Here is a 16,958-nt window from a genome sequence, read left to right as displayed (position 1 = left end):
GATGAGCAGACCCACCGATTTCGCTCAGCAATGGTTTCTTGCCAAGGGCTGGAAGCCATTCGCGTTTCAGAAGGAAGTCTGGGCAGCGGTGAAAAAGGGTGAGTCCGGGCTGCTGCATGCCAGTACCGGCTCGGGCAAGACCTACGCCGTGTGGTTCGCCGCCCTCAATCGATTCGCCAAAGCCAATACGCTGACCGCCGACGACAAACCCCGCAAACGCAAACCACCCGCCGCGCCGTTGAGTGTCGTATGGATCACACCCATGCGCGCCCTGGCCGCCGATACCGCCCGCGCGCTTGAAGCACCGCTAGGCGAGCTGGGTATTGCGTGGTCGGTGGGGTTGCGCACCGGCGATACCAGCAGCAGCGAGCGTGCACGTCAGGGTCGTCGTCTGCCGTCTGCGCTGATCACCACACCCGAGAGTCTGACCCTGCTGCTGACCCGCGCCGATGCGCAGGTCGCCTTGTCGACGCTGAAGATGGTCGTCGTAGACGAGTGGCACGAGCTGATCGGCAACAAACGCGGTGTGCAGTTGCAACTGGCGCTGGCCCGTCTGCGCCAGTGGAATCCGCAACTGATTGTGTGGGGCATTTCTGCAACACTCGGCAATCAGCAGCACGCCCAACAGGTGCTGATTGGCGATGGCGGCGTGACCGTGCAGGGCAAGATCGTCAAGGATTTGCAGGTCGATACGCTCCTGCCGCCGTCCATCGAGCGCTTCCCGTGGGCCGGGCATATGGGCCTGCGCATGTTGCCGCAGGTGGTGGCAGAGGTAGAAAGCAGCGCTAGTTGCCTGGTGTTCACCAACACCCGGGCACAATCGGAAATCTGGTATCAGGCGCTGCTCGAAGCTCGCCCGGACTGGGCTGGTCTGATTGCGCTGCACCACGGGTCGCTGGCCCGCGAGGTACGCGACTGGGTTGAGCGTGCCCTGAAAGAGGGTTCGCTCAAAGCCGTGGTGTGTACCTCCAGCCTCGACCTGGGCGTTGATTTTCTGCCGGTCGAGCGCGTGCTGCAAATTGGCTCGCCCAAAGGCGTCGCCCGCCTCATGCAGCGCGCCGGACGTTCGGGGCATGCGCCGGGCCGCCCTTCTCGCGTGACGCTGGTGCCGACCCATAGCCTTGAGCTGGTGGAAGCCGCCGCTGCGCACGACGCCGTGGCCGCCCGCATGATCGAACCACGCGAATCGCCGTACCAGCCGCTGGACGTGCTGGTCCAGCACCTGGTCAGCATGGCACTGGGCGGCGGTTTTCTGCCTGACGAACTGCTGACCGAAGTGCGCACCGCCTGGGCCTACCGGGACCTCAGCGACGAACAATGGCAATGGGCGCTGGCGTTTGTACGCAACGGTGGCCACTCGCTGACCGCTTATCCCGACTACCGCCGCGCAGAGCCCGACGAACACGGCGTCTGGCGAGTGCCGGATGCACGCCTGGCACGTCGCCATCGGATGGGCGTCGGCACAATCGTCAGTGAGGCCACCGTCAACCTGAAATACTGGAAAAAAGGCGGCGGAGGCGGCTCGCTGGGCAGCGTTGAAGAAGGCTTTATCGCCCGGCTCAAGCCCGGCGACGGCTTTCTGTTCGGCGGGCGCCTGCTGGAGCTGGTTCGCGTCGAAAACATGACCGCCTACGTCAAACGCGCGACCGGCAAGAAAGCCGCCGTACCACGCTGGAATGGCGGGCGAATGCCCCTGTCCAGCGAACTGGCGGGCGCGGTGGTAGAGAAATTCGATGCTGCCGCACGGGGAGAATTCAACAGCCCGGAAATGCAGGCCATCAGGCCCTTGCTGGAAGTGCAGCAACAGTGGTCTGCCCTGCCGCAGCGCGATACATTGCTGGTTGAAACGCTCAAGTCCCGTGAAGGCTGGCACCTGTTTCTCTACCCGTTTGCCGGGCGGCATGTGCATCTGGGGCTGGGCAGCCTGCTAGCGTGGCGGCTCAGCCGTGATCGGCCACTGACCTTCTCGATTGCGGTCAACGACTATGGCCTGGAGCTGCTCAGCGCCAGCGAAATCAACTGGGCCGAAGCCTTGAATGCCGAACTGTTCAGTGAAACCGATCTGCTCGCCGACATCATGGCCAGCCTCAACGCAGGTGAACTGGCGCTGCGACGCTTCCGGGAAATTGCCCGCATCTCCGGGCTGGTATTTTCCGGCTACCCCGGCGCGGCCAAAAGTAACCGCCAGCTTCAGGCCTCGAGCGGGCTGTTTTTCGAAGTGTTCAAACAGTACGACGCCAATAACATGCTGCTGACCCAGGCTCAGGAAGAGGTGCTGCGTCAGGAGCTGGACCTGCAGCGTCTTGAACTGACCCTGAGGCAGATCAACCGCCGCAGGCTGGACCTGCACGCGATAAAACGTGCGACGCCGCTGGCATTCCCACTGTTGGTAGAGCGCTTTCGCGAAAGCCTCAGTTCGGAAAAACTGGCCGACCGCATTGCCCGCATGGTCCGCGACCTCGAGAAGGCAGCAGGCCCGGAGCATGAACAATGAAGCCTTACCTGAGCATAACGCTGGCGGGCGAAGAGCTCTGGTTGCTGGCCGACAAGGCGATCTACTACCCCGCCAGACGCGCCCTGCTGATCGCCGACGCGCATTTCGGCAAGGCAGCGGCCTACCGCAAACTTGGGCAACCGGTGCCACATGGCACTACTCAGGAAAATCTGCGCCGACTCGACAGCCTGCTGAACGAGTACCCCTGTGAGCACCTGATCTTTCTGGGGGATTTTCTGCATGCGCCCGAATCACATGCCGCGGGCACGTTGGCAGCGCTGGAACACTGGCGAGCAGAACGCCCGACGCTGCCTATCACGCTGATCCGGGGCAATCATGACAAGCGCGCAGGCGATCCGCCCGCTTACCTGAATATCGACGTGGTGCCAGAGCCGCTGATTGTGGGCCCGTTCGCTCTGCAGCACGAACCTGACCCGCATCCCGAGCTTCATGTGCTGGCCGGTCACGTCCACCCGGTCTATCACCTGTATGGACGCGGTCGGCAGAGCCTGCGGCTGACGTGTTTCTACATCGGCACACGGGTCACCCTGCTACCAGCGTTTGGCGAGTTCACAGGAGGGTTCCGTATCCGGCCGGTGGAAGGCAGCTCAGTCTATGTAACGGGCGGGGATGCCGTCTGGCGAGTGATCTGACCGATGCTGCAGGCCGATGACAAGCGCCCGCTCGCCGGGCAAGCGGGCAGGCGTTGCCGAATCAGGCAACCGGTGCTGGCGGTGGTTCGTCCGGCACGGTAGGCCCGCCCGGCTCTGTAGGCTCCGGGTACGGTGTATCAGGGCCCGGATCACCCGGAATTCCCCCGCCGACCATGTTGAGCTCAGGAAGAAGGTCCGAATGAGCCATCAATGACCAGGCCAGCAAACCGATCTCGTTAAGTGGAGATTGAACCTGGTCAGAGATTTTAAAATGAGTCTTCATAGGGCACTCCAGATCAAAGGCCATCGCACGTCATGATTATGCGAAAGCGTGTGAACAGATAGAGTACAAAATAGAGTATTAATTCAATTCCACTAGTCGCCTGACTCGCAAATCAAGTGCGCGGCAGGGTCACGCCACGCTGGCCCTGGTACTTGCCGCCACGGTCCTTATAGGAAACTTCGCATTCCTCATCGGATTCGAGAAACAGCATCTGCGCCACACCCTCGTTGGCGTAGATCTTGGCCGGCAAGGTCGTGGTATTGGAGAACTCCAGCGTCACGTGACCTTCCCACTCCGGTTCAAGCGGCGTGACGTTAACGATGATGCCGCAACGCGCATAGGTGCTTTTGCCCAGACAGATCGTCAGGACATTACGTGGAATGCGGAAATATTCGACGGTGCGGGCCAGCGCGAACGAGTTCGGCGGGATGATGCACACGTCACTTTTGATATCGACAAAACTTTTTTCATCGAAATTTTTCGGGTCGACCGTCGCCGAATTGATGTTGGTGAACACCTTGAATTCGTCCGCGCAACGCACGTCGTAGCCGTAGCTGGACACACCGAAAGAGATCACCCGGTTGGCGCCTTCGCCACGTACCTGACGCTCGACGAAAGGCTCGATCATCCCGTGTTCCTGCGCCATGCGGCGAATCCACTTGTCTGATTTGATGCTCATGGCGGTGTCCTGAATAGCGAGGTAAAAAAGATATCCGGCATCTTACCGGGGTGGGGCCGACGGTTCAAAGACAACAGATAGAGAGTTTGGCTAGCGCGCCACGTCGATTCGCTGCGAATGGAAATAATCATCAACAGACCATTGGCACGTTCGAAAAAAAGGGTTAAGGTGGCGTCACTGTGTTGCTTGTGTCACTGAGAATCTCTACACGATGTTGAATTTCGATCCAACCATCTCCATGAATTTTCCAGCTCTTTGCACTCAGTCTCGGCCAGGGCTCTTCCTACGCCGCAGTTAACTTTGTCCAAGGAGATATACTATGTCTAATCGCCAAACTGGTACCGTTAAGTGGTTCAACGATGAAAAAGGCTTCGGCTTCATCACTCCACAATCCGGTGACGACCTGTTCGTGCACTTCAAAGCTATCCAATCCGACGGCTTCAAAAGCCTGAAAGAAGGCCAACAGGTTTCTTTCATCGCTACCCGCGGTCAGAAAGGCATGCAAGCTGAAGAAGTTCAAGTTATCTAACTTGTACTGATTCGCTTAAAAACCCCGCCCTTAAAAGCGGGGTTTTTTATTGCCTGCTGTTTAAGCATTCGCCCGCCCATCAGGCCTGATCAGGGAAGGCCGAACCGCCACCTCCCCCACCAGAGCATCGCTACAGAATCAGTCGTCGCTGACCGAAATGGTCGGCATGGCCGGGCTGGCAGCTTCCTGCAACACGATACGTGCGCCGACGTGCCGCGCCAGCTCCTGATAAACCATCGCAATCTGACTTTCCGGCTCGGCAATCGCCGTCGGCTTGCCGCCATCTGCCTGCTCGCGAATCAGCATCGACAACGGCAGTGATGCAAGCAACTCGACATCGTACTGCGACGCCAGCTTCTCGCCTCCGCCTTCGCCGAACAAGTGCTCGGCATGTCCGCAATTCGAGCAGATATGCACCGCCATGTTCTCCACGACACCCAACACCGGAATATTGACCTTGCGGAACATCTCGACACCTTTTTTTGCATCCAGCAACGCCAGGTCCTGAGGCGTGGTGACGATCACCGCACCGGCGACCGGAACCTTCTGCGCCAGCGTCAACTGAATGTCTCCGGTGCCGGGCGGCATGTCGATAACCAGATAATCGAGGTCATTCCAGGCAGTCTGGGTCACCAGTTGCAGCAATGCGCCTGACACCATCGGCCCGCGCCAGACCATCGGCGTGTTGTCATCGGTCAGAAAGGCCATCGACATCACGTCGATGCCGTGCGCCTCGATCGGCACGAACCATTTCTGATCCTTGATCTTCGGCCGCGTCCCCTCTGGGATGCCGAACATCACGCCCTGACTCGGCCCATAGATATCCGCATCAAGAATCCCGACCCGTGCGCCTTCGCGAGACAAAGCCAGTGCCAGATTGGCGGCCGTGGTGGATTTGCCCACGCCACCCTTGCCAGACGCCACGGCGACAATATTCTTCACATTGGCCAGGCCGGGGATCTGGCTCTGCGCCTTGTGCGCAACGATCACACTGTTTATGTCCACTCTAGCTGACGTCACGCCGTCCAGATTTTCGATGGCGGTTTTCAGGACCTGCGCCCAGCCGTTCCTGAACAGATCAGCGGCGTAACCCAGCTCAAGCTGCACACTGACGTGCGTACCCTGAATGTCGATGGACCTGACGCAACCGGCGCTGACCGGGTCCTGATTCAGATAAGGGTCGGTGTACTGGCGAAGAATCGTCTCCACCGCTGCGCGATTGACTGCGCTCATGGGCTTACTCCGAAAAGACTGACTAAAACAGGCAGCTATCGTACCTGTTCTGCCAGGTGCCCACATGATTTCGGCACATCTTCAGGCGCATTGCCACAGCCGCGCGGGGTGAAAAAAATTGCTCAGACCTTTATAGTGGCCGACCTCCGTTTCACTTCAAGTAGCCGAGCCCCATGTCCGAGCCACGCAAGATTCTCGTTACCAGCGCCCTGCCCTATGCCAATGGTTCCATTCACCTTGGCCACATGCTCGAGTACGTCCAGACCGACATGTGGGTGCGTTTCCAGAAGCACCGCGGCAACCAATGCATTTATGTCTGCGCGGACGACGCTCACGGTTCGGCAATCATGCTGCGCGCCGAGAAGGAAGGCATCACCCCGGAACAACTGATCGACAACGTCAAAGCTGAACACAGCGCCGACTTTGCCGACTTCCTGGTGGAATTCGACAACTTCCACTCGACGCACTCGGATGAAAACCGCGAGCTGTCGAGCATGATCTACAAGCGCCTGCGTGATGCGGGCCATATCGCCACACGTTCGGTAACCCAGTATTTCGACCCGGAAAAGAAAATGTTCCTGGCCGACCGCTTCATCAAGGGCACCTGCCCGAAATGCGCGGCTGAAGACCAGTATGGCGATAACTGCGAAAAATGCGGTGCCACCTACGCCCCGACCGATCTGAAAGACCCCAAGTCGGCTATTTCCGGTGCAACGCCCGTCCTCAAGGATTCGAAGCACTTCTTCTTCGACCTGCCAGCCTTCGACGCCATGCTGAAAAGCTGGACGCGCAGCGGTACATTGCAGGACGCGGTGGCCAACAAGATCGCCGAATGGCTCGACAGCGGCCTGCAACAGTGGGACATCTCCCGCGATGCGCCGTATTTCGGTTTCGAAATTCCAGACGAACCAGGCAAATATTTCTACGTCTGGCTCGATGCGCCGATCGGCTACATGGCCAGCTTCAAGAACCTGTGTGCACGTCGTCCGGATCTGGACTTCGACGCGTATTGGGGTAAGGACGCGACCACCGAGCTGTACCATTTCATTGGCAAGGACATCGTCAACTTCCACGCCCTGTTCTGGCCTGCGATGCTGGAAGGCGCAGACCTGCGCAAACCGACCGGCATCAATGTCCATGGCTACCTGACCGTCAACGGCCAGAAAATGTCGAAATCGCGCGGCACCTTCATCAAGGCACGCACTTATCTCGATCATTTGCCGCCGGAATACCTGCGCTACTACTACGCGTCGAAACTGGGCCGCGGCGTAGACGATCTGGACCTGAATCTCGAAGACTTTGTGCAGAAGGTCAATTCCGACCTGATCGGCAAGGTCGTGAACATTGCCAGCCGGTGCGCCGGGTTCATTCACAAGGGCAATGCCGGTGTGATGGTCGAGACCAATGCAGCGCCTGAACTGACCGACGCGTTCCTGGCTGCCGCGCCGAGCATTGCCGACGCCTACGAAGCCCGCGACTTCGCCCGCGCCATGCGCGAGACCATGGCGCTGGCCGACCGCGCCAACGCCTATATCGCAGAAAAGGCACCCTGGGCGCTGGCCAAACAGGAAGGTAAACAGGACGAAGTCCAGGCAGTCTGTGCTCTGGGCATCAACCTGTTCCGCCAACTGGTCATTTTCCTCAAGCCGGTGCTGCCGAATCTGGCCGCTGACGCCGAAAAATTCCTCAACGTCGCGCCGCTGACCTGGGATGATCACAAGACCTTGCTGGTCAATCATCAGCTCAACCCGTTTTCGGCACTGATGACGCGGATCGACCCGGTCAAGGTAGAGGCCATGGACACGGCGTCGAAGGAAGACCTGACTGCCACGGATACCCAGACTGACGCCGCGCCAGCCGGCAATGGCGAACTGACCAAGGACCCGTTGTCTGCGGAAATCGATTTCGATACGTTCGCCGCCGTCGATTTGCGCGTTGCCCTGATTCTCAAGGCCGAACACGTCGAAGGTGCCGACAAGCTGTTGCGCCTGACGCTGGATATCGGTGACGAGCAGCGCAACGTCTTCTCCGGAATCAAGAGTGCCTACCCGAACCCGGCCGAGCTGGAAGGTCGTTTGACGATGATGATCGCCAACCTCAAGCCACGCAAAATGCGTTTCGGTATCTCGGAAGGCATGGTGATGGCGGCAGGTCCTGGCGGCGAGGAAATCTACCTGCTCAGCCCCGACAGCGGCGCCAGGCCAGGTCAGCGAATCAAGTAACATCCACGAGGCCCGGTATCCGCTCAATGGCAGCGGATACCGGGCCTTCGTGTGTTCGCAAGACTCACCGGCGGCCGTTAACATGGGTCGCCAAAGATCCCGAACAGGCCGTTCGCCACCCAAAAGATCATGACTGACTTGATTCGTTTACTCCCGAGCGTGGAGCTGGTCCAGCGCATCGACGCACTTCTGCCGCAGACCCAGTGCGGCAAGTGCGGTCATTCCGGCTGCCAGCCCTACGCCGACGGTATTGCGGGCGGCGAAGCCATCAATAAATGTCCGCCAGGCGGTGAGGAAACCATTGCTCAACTGGCCGATCTGCTGTCTGTACCGACCCTGCCGCTGGATACCGAACGCGGTTCGGCACCCGCCCAGGTCGCCTTTATCCGTGAAGCGGAATGCATCGGCTGTACCAAATGCATCCAGGCCTGCCCGGTAGACGCGATTGTCGGCGCAGCCAGGCTGATGCATACCGTGATCATCGATGAATGCACGGGCTGCGATCTCTGCGTTGCGCCCTGCCCGGTCGATTGCATTGAAATGCGTCCTCTGCCGTTAGCGATGGTCACGCCGATAGTGGGTGGTCTGGCGCCAACCACGGAGCTGCAACAGGCACGCCTGAAAAAACGCACCCATGCCCGCCTGCGTTTCGAGTCGCGTAACGCACGCTTGCATCGCGAACAGCAGGCGCGCCTGGCAGAGCGCCTCGCCCGCAGCAAAAAAACCGAAGCCAGCCGTGACACTGCCCTTGGCTCTGCCGTAAAACATGTTCAGCCCGACAAGGCTGCGACACCCGATGACGCCCTGAAAAAAGCCAGGATCGCACTGGCCATGAGCCGTGCGCAGCTGAACAAGTCGCTCAAGGCGTTCGGCCATCCTCCTGTTGCGGAACAGGCTGCCAGGCTTGTGGAGTTACAACGCGAGTACGAAGCGGCCGAGCAGGCGCTCAATACACTGCTGACCGCTTCTTCCACGACCGATACTCAGGAAACGTTCTGTCCATGAATGCTGCAAAACGTCAGGAAATCTTTCGCAGGCTGCACGAGGACAATCCGGACCCCAAGACCGAACTGGCCTACACAACGCCCTTCGAGCTGCTGATTGCGGTGATCCTTTCTGCTCAGGCAACCGACGTCAGCGTCAACAAGGCAACGGCCAGACTCTACCCGGTCGCCAACACGCCGCAGGCGATCTATGACCTTGGCGTCGAAGGTTTGTCGGAATACATAAAGACGATTGGCCTGTACAACAGCAAGGCCAAAAACGTGATCGAAACCTGCCGCATGCTGGTGGAGCTGCACAACGGCGAAGTACCGCAAACCCGGGAAGCGCTCGAAGCGCTGCCGGGCGTTGGACGCAAGACTGCCAATGTGGTGCTCAATACGGCTTTCCGGCAGATTGCCATGGCCGTTGATACGCACATCTTTCGCGTCAGTAACCGCACCGGCATTGCGCCCGGGAAAAACGTGGTGGAGGTCGAGAAGCAGTTGATGAAGTTTGTGCCTAAAAACTACCTTCTCGATGCCCACCACTGGCTGATCCTGCATGGGCGCTACGTCTGCCAGGCCCGCAAGCCGCGTTGCGGCAGCTGCCGTATCGAGGACTTGTGCGATTACAAGGAGAAAACCTCCGACGATTGAGCAGATCGGGAATTGTCTGTAGATCGATTGAAAAAATCTTTTTTACCCGTCCGTGGATTGTCGATATAAGGTGCGCCAGAGAGAAACCAAGCCTTGGAGTCAACTGCATGAGTACTGGCAAAGAGCAACTGGATGTTGATGATGAACTGATCGCCGCCGATGCAGACGAAAGCGAACAGGTGAGCGTCGAGCCAGCGAAGACCAATCTGAGCAAACGGCGCACCATCGACAATCTTCTGGAAGAACGGCGACTGCAGAAACAGCTGGCTGACTACGACTTTGATCTCTAGACAGTTCGAAGCCTCCAGGAAGAGGCCTCGATACCGTGAAAATAGAGGCTACGACCGCAGGGCCCAGGCGGAGCTCACTGGGTAGCCGGCTTCAGACCAGCCCGTTGCGTTGGGCCAGTTCAATCAGATCGACCAGAGAATGAGCATTCAGCTTGAGCAGCAGGCGCGTCTTGTAAGTACTCACGGTTTTATTGCTCAGAAACATCCCGTCAGCAATTTCCTTGTTGGTCTTCCCTCTGGCCAGTTGTTGCAGAACCATCATCTCCCGACCGGACAGACGATCGACCATGTCTGATTCGCTCGCATTTCCCATGCTCGACCGTACGGTATGCAAAGCCTGATTGGGGAAATAGCTGTAACCCGACAGTACCGCTTTGATGGCGCTGAGCAATTCGGTCAGGTCCTGCTGCTTGCAGACATAACCGGCAGCCCCCGCCTGCATGCAGCGCATCGAGAAATGGCCTGGAGCCTGGGACGTCAGGATAAGAACCTTGAATGGCAATGTCATGGCCGACAACCGGGCAATGACCTCGAGTCCGTCGAGTTTGGGAATACCGATGTCGAGAATGACGATATCGGGCAGGTGCTCGCGTGCGAGCTGCAGCGCATCCACACCGTTGTCAGTCTCCGCAATGACCTCATAGCCATGACGCTCCATCAGCATGCGCACAGCAAGGCGAATGACGGGATGATCATCCACGATCAGCACTTTATTCATGGGCAGTCCATTTTTCGCTATTCGAATTTTCAGAGCCAGCACAATAACTTAGTCGTTTACTGCTTTGCATGGCGCTCACCCCTGAGGACTGACAGCCAAAGACCATTCCTACAATTACAGCAGAAACTTCCTACAAAACTCGGCACGAACGCATACTTTTTATTAATTTTCACAGAGCCTTCCTTTTCGGAATCCGATGAATTGTTGCTGCTGGGGTCGATGACATAAAGCATCGTGACACCAGTAGATAATTGGGCGTGACACGATCAGGCCATCACGTCATGTTCTGCCTGATCACGCTACCGCTGTTAAAGTCTCTTTAAACGCTTGCTGCTGGTGACCGACCGCACAATTTAAGTGGCCTATAGCCAGCGATCTTGAACTGCTTCGGCCTGTCGCCATGCCCCCAGTGCTGCTCGCCTGAAGGCCTCTACATGAATATAGAACGTTGACGAGCCGTTATCTGCAAATGAAGCTTTTATATATCAAAAATCAGAGTCCTACCTGAGCATTCAGCATCGACCCGCCTCTGCCTTATAATTCATCGCTGATCAGGTACCCCCCTTAATACGTAAAGGGTGATAAAAAATTACACATTTGCCGTTGAATTCCGTACAAATATTTATATAAGGACGCTTCTTACAGGTGGAACAGAAAATTCCTACAACGAAGTCGCATAACTGTAATCGCCTCATACCGCAACAGCCCAGCCAGCACGATACCCCTCCGCCCCGGCTACAGCCCTGAAGTGCGTACATTCATGAATCCTTACAGAGAGGATGGCATCACCCTACACTACTTAAGACCACTGATGGCTGATTTGACAAGCAGCTAATACCATATTTTATTTCAGTTCTATACCCATCGCATCAAACAGGAAAAGGACTACACAGGTACCAGACGCCAAACTAAAACTTGTAAGACTCTATAAAGAGGCTCTGTTCAATTTATCTACCCCTCCACTTTTCACTTGCAAATCTTATTACCAGTCGTTACTTTTTTAATATCAAGTCACTGATAACGGCCGTTAAATAGACTTTGCCATATGAATAACTCAAACAAACAGTGCTATTGCGGCGTTCATGCACACCACACGCGTCGGACGGATTTCGACGATACGCACATGGCCTATCACACACGCTTTTGAAGCGCACCTGGACGCGTGACAACTTCTTTGAATGGTCATGTGTATAACCATGTTCAAAAAGGGATATATCATGAACAACAAACACTCTCGTTCCCCCGCAAGTGAGCCCACCCCTCTTGACCTAACCAAGGCGGTGAGCACGTTTGTTGCCAAAGGCGGTGTTATCGCCGTCATCGCGGATGGCGAAACAGCAGGCTCAGCAGCCACCTCATCAACCGATCCGTCTGTGGCCGCCGATATCAGCCTCGAACAAGCGGCCAAAGTGGAACTGCTGAGGTGCCTGGCAGCCAAGGGTGCCGGCTTTACCGCCTTGCAGTATTCATTACGGATGAACAGGAAAGATATTCGGCAGCTGGCCTCCGAGAACGGCGTGAAAATCAGCTTTAGTCAGCCTGTTCGCGCATTGAGAAGGGAGGTCCGGCATGATTCTGGTGACGTCGACGATGTAGTTGCGGGCCACGCCTTGCACTACTCGAGCCTGGGCTACACCGCATCGGAGATTGCACAGGTGCTGGACCTTACCCTCAGGCAGGTGTGGGACATCGGCAAGGCATACCGTATCGAATTCCGGCAACGCCGCGACAGCGATACACCATGACGCTCCGTACAAACTGATTCATCAGACGTTTCGACAAGGAGGATGTAGACACTCATGAACCGATCGGGCGTTATGTGCAAACAGCCTTTGAAAGGCTCGACAGGGGACTACCTGTAAAATCGGGAATGCGACATTACCTGCAGGAAAGTACAAATCGCTTTATAGAACACGTGCAGCGTGCTTTGAGCAATCCTTAGAGGCTTTACAGTATTCAACGTGGCGTTGTTGCACTGCAACACTCATTATTACCCGCCCGGCTATCGATAAGACGATGTCTGGACGGCACGTTCAAACAGGAAGAATAGTATTCAGATGCAGCCCTGCAAGGGGCTGCACCTGACAGACAAGTACACGCAATCAGAACAGTTTGCGGCCCTTGTTCGCAGCGATCCGCATACGCAACGCGTTGAGCTTGATAAAGCCTGCTGCGTCGGCCTGATCGTAGGCACCTGCGTCATCTTCGAATGTTGCAATGTTGGCATCGAACAACGAATCGTCGGACTTGCGGCCTGTGACGATGACATTGCCCTTATAGAGTTTGAGACGCACCACACCATTCACATGAGCCTGGGACGCATCGATCATCTGTTGCAGCATCAGGCGCTCAGGGCTCCACCAGTAACCGGTGTAGATCAGGCTGGCGTATTTCACCATCAACTCATCCTTGAGGTGAGCGACTTCGCGGTCCAGCGTGATCGATTCGATAGCACGGTGAGCGCGCAGCATGATGGTGCCACCCGGCGTCTCATAGCAGCCACGGGATTTCATGCCCACGTAGCGGTTTTCCACGATATCCAGACGACCAATGCCGTTTTCGCCGCCAATGCGGTTCAGGGTTGCCAGCACGGTGGCCGGAGTCATCTCGACGCCGTCCAGCGCAACGATATCGCCATTGCGGTAGGTCAGTTCAAGGTAAGTCGCAACGTTCGGCGCGTCCTCAGGGGACTTGGTCCAGCGCCACATCTCTTCTTCGTGCTCGGTCCAGGTGTCTTCCAGCACGCCGCCTTCATAGGAGATATGCAACAGGTTGGCATCCATGGAGTACGGCGATTTTTTCTTGCCGTGACGCTCGATCGGAATGTTGTGCTTCTCGGCGTAGTCCATCAGCTTTTCACGCGACAGCAGATCCCATTCGCGCCACGGAGCGATCACTTTGACGCCCGGCTTCAGCGCGTAGGCGCCCAGTTCGAAACGGACCTGATCGTTGCCTTTACCGGTTGCGCCGTGGGAAATGGCGTCAGCGCCGGTTTCGTTGGCAATCTCGATCAGACGCTTGGCGATCAGCGGACGAGCGATGGATGTACCCAGCAGGTACTCGCCTTCATAGACGGTGTTGGCACGAAACATCGGGAATACGAAATCACGCACGAACTCTTCGCGCAGGTCGTCGATGTAGATTTCCTTGACGCCCATGGCCTGAGCCTTGGCGCGTGCCGGTTCGACTTCTTCACCCTGACCCAGGTCAGCGGTAAAGGTCACCACTTCGCAGTTGTACGTATCTTGCAGCCACTTGAGGATTACCGAAGTATCCAGGCCACCGGAATACGCGAGAACTACCTTGTTTACGTCCGCCATGCCATCACTCCACCAGGTTGTACGGAAAACCGCTGATTCTACCGTTCAAACCAGCAAATTTACAGGGGCGCGACAGCTTGTGACGACTAAGCGACGTTCAGCGGCAACTACAGACAGGATTTACGAGGTATGCGCAGCGCTTGCCGAGGAGGCGACCGGCACCGGGCGTTCTTCCGGAGCCACCCGTTCCAGGTGCACGTTCACGCGGCGGTTGCGCGCGCGATTGGCGTTGTTGGTGTTAGGCGCCAGCGGGTAACGTTCGCCGTGGAAACGCAGGGTGATCTGCTGTTCGGGAATGCCCTGCGCCTTGAAATAATCCATGACCGCCAGCGCACGACGACGTGACAGGTCACGATTGGTCAGGCGGTTGCCGCTGTTGTCCGAATGGCCATCCAGCTCGATACGGTTGACAGTCGGGTCAGCCTTCAAATAGGCCACCATGTTGTCCAGACGCGCCTTGGCTGCGGCATCCAGCTCGATACCGCCACCCGGGAAGCCGACTTCGGCCTGTTTGATCTGATCGAAATTCATCGGCAACAGCTTCGCGGTGCAAGCCTGATAATCGCTGAACGCCTTGCTGAACTTGACGGGCAGCAAGCGAATTTCCATCTGCCCGCCGTCGCGGTTGTAATGCCGAATGAGCGGACTGCGCCCGTCCATCAGGCCATTGATCAACCGCCCGGCCTGCGCCTGAGAGGTATTGAACGGAATGTCGCCATTGCTGACGCGCACCGATCCGAGGTTGATGTCACCGCGCCCCGGTTGCCACGGAGCAGCAGCGGCCAGCAACGTCGCAGAGCCATTGCCCAGCATGTTGTAAGCAGCCTTGAGGCGAAACGTCGCCTGCTCGCCCGCACGACGCACAAACTCGCCCGCACCGAAATCGGTGATCGGCTGAGTCAGGCGGCACTCGAATTGATCGCCTTCGACTTTCCACTCGATGCTCTCCAGACGCGTCTGGAAATTGATAGCCATCACCGGAAGGCTGGCAAACATGCTGAGCAGGGCTAAATATCGCTGGCGCACGGGAGGCTCCACTGGAAATGAACGCGAAACAGAAAATACTTCCTTACAGGGGAGCTATCGGTAACTTCATGCAAAACTTGATAGCGGATGCCTGACAGAGTCTTTTCCGGTAGCATTCCCAGCGAGTTTGACCCGCCTGGAATCCCCAATGTCTGACCGCCTGACCCTTCTGCGCCCCGACGACTGGCATATTCACCTCCGTGATGGAGCTGTTTTGCCGCATACCGTTGCCGACGTAGCGCGAACCTTTGGTCGCGCAATCATCATGCCCAACCTCGTGCCGCCTGTTCGCAATGCGCTGCAAGCCGATGCCTATCGCCAGCGCATTCTGGCCGCACGCCCGGCCGGCAGCCGCTTCGAGCCGCTGATGGTGCTTTATCTCACCGACCAGACCACGGCTGAAGATGTTCGCACCGCCAAGGCAACCGGCTTCGTCCACGCCGCCAAGCTGTATCCGGCTGGCGCAACGACCAACTCCGATTCCGGTGTCACCAGCATCGACAAAATCTTCCCTGCGCTCGAAGCCATGGCCGAAGTCGGCATGCTGTTGCTGGTACACGGCGAAGTGACGCGCGGTGAAGTCGACGTATTCGATCGCGAAAAGGTGTTTATCGAAGAACACCTGCGCCGCGTCGTCGAACGCTTTCCGGCGCTCAAGGTGGTGTTCGAACACATCACCACCGGCGAAGCGGTGCAATTCGTCAATGAGGCCTCGGCCAACGTTGCGGCGACCATCACTGCGCATCACCTGCTGTATAACCGCAACCACATGCTGGTCGGCGGGATTCGTCCGCACTTCTATTGCCTGCCGATTCTCAAGCGCAATACGCATCAGGCTTCTCTGCTCGACGCGGCCACCAGCGGCAGCGGCAAGTTCTTCCTCGGCACAGACTCGGCACCACATGCCCAGCACGCCAAGGAAAACGCCTGCGGTTGCGCCGGTTGCTACACCGCCTACGCCGCCATCGAGCTGTATGCAGAAGCTTTCGAGCAACGTAACGCTCTGGACAAGCTGGAAGGCTTCGCCAGCCTCCACGGTCCGGCGTTCTACGGCCTGCCCGCCAATCAGGACACCATCACGCTGGTACGTGACGAGTGGACCGCCCCTGCCAGCCTGCCGTTTGGCGAGTTGACCGTTATTCCGCTGCGCGCGGGTGAAAAACTGCGCTGGCGTCTGGAGGAACACGCGTGAGTGAAGATCATTTCGATGACGAACAGGAAGGCCACGGCGGTGGCGGTTCACGTCACCCGATGGCAGCGCGTTTTCGCGGCTACCTGCCGGTAGTCGTTGACGTAGAAACCGGTGGCTTCAACTCGGCCACCGACGCGCTGCTGGAAATCGCTGCGGTGACCATCGGCATGGACGAAAAAGGCTTCGTGTTCCCCGAGCACACCTATTTTTTCCGGGTCGAGCCATTCGAAGGCGCCAACATCGAAGCCGCGGCGCTGGAATTCACCGGCATCAAGCTCGATCACCCGCTACGCATGGCGGTGAGCGAAGAGACTGCGCTGAACGACATCTTCCGTGGCATACGCAAAGCCCTCAAGGCCAATGGCTGCAAACGCGCCGTGCTGGTCGGCCACAACGCCAGCTTCGACTTGGGCTTCGTCAACGCCGCCGTGGCCCGCATGGACATGAAACGCAACCCGTTTCATCCGTTCTCCAGCTTCGACACTGCCACCCTCGCCGGCCTGGCCTACGGTCAGACCGTACTGGCCAAAGCCTGCCAGGCGGCCGGAATCGACTTTGACGGCCGCGAAGCCCACTCGGCCCGCTACGACACCGAAAAAACCGCCGAGCTGTTCTGCGGCATCGTCAACCGCTGGAAAGAGATGGGCGGCTGGGAAGACTTCGACGATTGATGTCGTTG

At 57.7% G+C, this 16,958-nt stretch carries 16 protein-coding genes; 10 read left to right on the top strand and 6 right to left on the bottom strand.

What is annotated here, in order from left to right:
- Position 1: 1 nt before the first annotated feature.
- Both I9H07_RS05360 and pdeM read left to right on the top strand, forming a co-directional pair.
- Positions 2-2,494 carry a ligase-associated DNA damage response DEXH box helicase gene (locus I9H07_RS05360; RefSeq protein WP_236424273.1) on the top strand — a complete coding sequence of 831 codons (2,493 nt, stop codon included), beginning with the start codon at positions 2-4 and terminating at the stop codon, positions 2,492-2,494.
- Positions 2,491-3,147, top strand: a complete 657-nt coding sequence (pdeM, locus tag I9H07_RS05355; protein ID WP_058392570.1) for a ligase-associated DNA damage response endonuclease PdeM — start codon at positions 2,491-2,493, stop codon at positions 3,145-3,147. The genes I9H07_RS05360 and pdeM overlap by 4 nt, the downstream gene beginning before the upstream one ends.
- A 61-nt stretch (positions 3,148-3,208) precedes the next feature.
- Here pdeM and I9H07_RS05350 read toward each other — a convergent pair whose 3' ends face one another.
- Positions 3,209-3,430: a hypothetical protein gene (locus I9H07_RS05350; protein ID WP_024647092.1), complete on the bottom strand. Its 222-nt coding sequence runs from the start codon at positions 3,428-3,430 to the stop codon at positions 3,209-3,211.
- A gap of 112 nt (positions 3,431-3,542) precedes the next feature.
- Entirely contained in the window at positions 3,543-4,109 is a 567-nt protein-coding gene (gene dcd, locus I9H07_RS05345) for a dCTP deaminase (RefSeq protein ID WP_003381535.1), read from the bottom strand.
- A gap of 319 nt (positions 4,110-4,428) precedes the next feature.
- On the opposite strand from dcd, the gene I9H07_RS05340 reads away from it, so the two are divergent.
- Entirely contained in the window at positions 4,429-4,638 is a 210-nt protein-coding gene (locus tag I9H07_RS05340) for a cold-shock protein (RefSeq protein WP_002554837.1), read from the top strand.
- Positions 4,639-4,776: 138 nt separating this feature from the next.
- Here the strand turns inward: I9H07_RS05340 and apbC are convergent, their stop codons facing one another.
- The gene (gene apbC / locus I9H07_RS05335) at positions 4,777-5,871 is read right to left on the bottom strand and encodes an iron-sulfur cluster carrier protein ApbC (RefSeq protein ID WP_024647091.1); all 1,095 of its coding nucleotides are present in this window, start codon (positions 5,869-5,871) and stop codon (positions 4,777-4,779) included.
- Positions 5,872-6,044: 173 nt separating this feature from the next.
- Here apbC and metG point away from each other — a divergent pair, with 173 nt between their 5' ends.
- From metG to I9H07_RS05315, 4 genes are all read left to right on the top strand, one after another.
- The gene (gene metG, locus I9H07_RS05330) at positions 6,045-8,093 is read left to right on the top strand and encodes a methionine--tRNA ligase (protein WP_248957196.1); all 2,049 of its coding nucleotides are present in this window, start codon (positions 6,045-6,047) and stop codon (positions 8,091-8,093) included.
- A gap of 129 nt (positions 8,094-8,222) precedes the next feature.
- A complete protein-coding gene (gene rsxB / locus I9H07_RS05325) occupies positions 8,223-9,098 on the top strand; it encodes an electron transport complex subunit RsxB (protein WP_024675186.1) in 876 nt (291 codons plus the stop codon).
- Entirely contained in the window at positions 9,095-9,733 is a 639-nt protein-coding gene (gene nth, locus I9H07_RS05320; protein WP_024675185.1) for an endonuclease III, read from the top strand. The genes rsxB and nth overlap by 4 nt, the downstream gene beginning before the upstream one ends.
- Positions 9,734-9,840: 107 nt before the next feature.
- Complete coding sequence (locus I9H07_RS05315) at positions 9,841-10,023, top strand: PA3496 family putative envelope integrity protein (RefSeq protein ID WP_024675184.1); 183 nt, start codon at positions 9,841-9,843, stop codon at positions 10,021-10,023.
- A 91-nt stretch (positions 10,024-10,114) separates the two neighbouring features.
- Here I9H07_RS05315 and I9H07_RS05310 read toward each other — a convergent pair whose 3' ends face one another.
- Positions 10,115-10,741 carry a response regulator transcription factor gene (locus tag I9H07_RS05310; protein ID WP_002554843.1) on the bottom strand — a complete coding sequence of 209 codons (627 nt, stop codon included), beginning with the start codon at positions 10,739-10,741 and terminating at the stop codon, positions 10,115-10,117.
- Between the two features lie 1,217 nt (positions 10,742-11,958).
- On the opposite strand from I9H07_RS05310, the gene I9H07_RS05305 reads away from it, so the two are divergent.
- Positions 11,959-12,486 (top strand): hypothetical protein, encoded by a 528-nt coding sequence (locus I9H07_RS05305; protein ID WP_080394624.1) that lies wholly within the window; start codon positions 11,959-11,961, stop codon positions 12,484-12,486.
- A gap of 357 nt (positions 12,487-12,843) precedes the next feature.
- On the opposite strand, the gene I9H07_RS05300 is transcribed toward I9H07_RS05305, so the two are convergent.
- Positions 12,844-14,061 carry an argininosuccinate synthase gene (locus I9H07_RS05300; RefSeq protein ID WP_024647085.1) on the bottom strand — a complete coding sequence of 406 codons (1,218 nt, stop codon included), beginning with the start codon at positions 14,059-14,061 and terminating at the stop codon, positions 12,844-12,846.
- Between the two features lie 120 nt (positions 14,062-14,181).
- Positions 14,182-15,087, bottom strand: a complete 906-nt coding sequence (locus tag I9H07_RS05295) for a flagellar protein MotY (protein ID WP_024675182.1) — start codon at positions 15,085-15,087, stop codon at positions 14,182-14,184.
- Positions 15,088-15,235: 148 nt separating this feature from the next.
- Between I9H07_RS05295 and pyrC the strand changes: the two genes are divergently transcribed.
- Positions 15,236-16,279 (top strand): dihydroorotase, encoded by a 1,044-nt coding sequence (gene pyrC, locus I9H07_RS05290; protein ID WP_024675181.1) that lies wholly within the window; start codon positions 15,236-15,238, stop codon positions 16,277-16,279.
- Positions 16,276-16,950: a ribonuclease T gene (gene rnt / locus I9H07_RS05285; RefSeq protein WP_024675180.1), complete on the top strand. Its 675-nt coding sequence runs from the start codon at positions 16,276-16,278 to the stop codon at positions 16,948-16,950. Before pyrC ends, rnt begins: the two co-directional genes overlap by 4 nt.
- Positions 16,951-16,958: the final 8 nt, after the last annotated feature.

The sequence above is a fragment of the Pseudomonas syringae genome, assembly GCF_023278085.1.
In the GTDB taxonomy this organism is placed as follows: domain Bacteria; phylum Pseudomonadota; class Gammaproteobacteria; order Pseudomonadales; family Pseudomonadaceae; genus Aquipseudomonas; species Aquipseudomonas syringae_Q.
The sequence above is the reverse complement of the archived record's forward strand: the minus strand, read 5'-3'. Positions and strand labels throughout refer to the sequence as shown.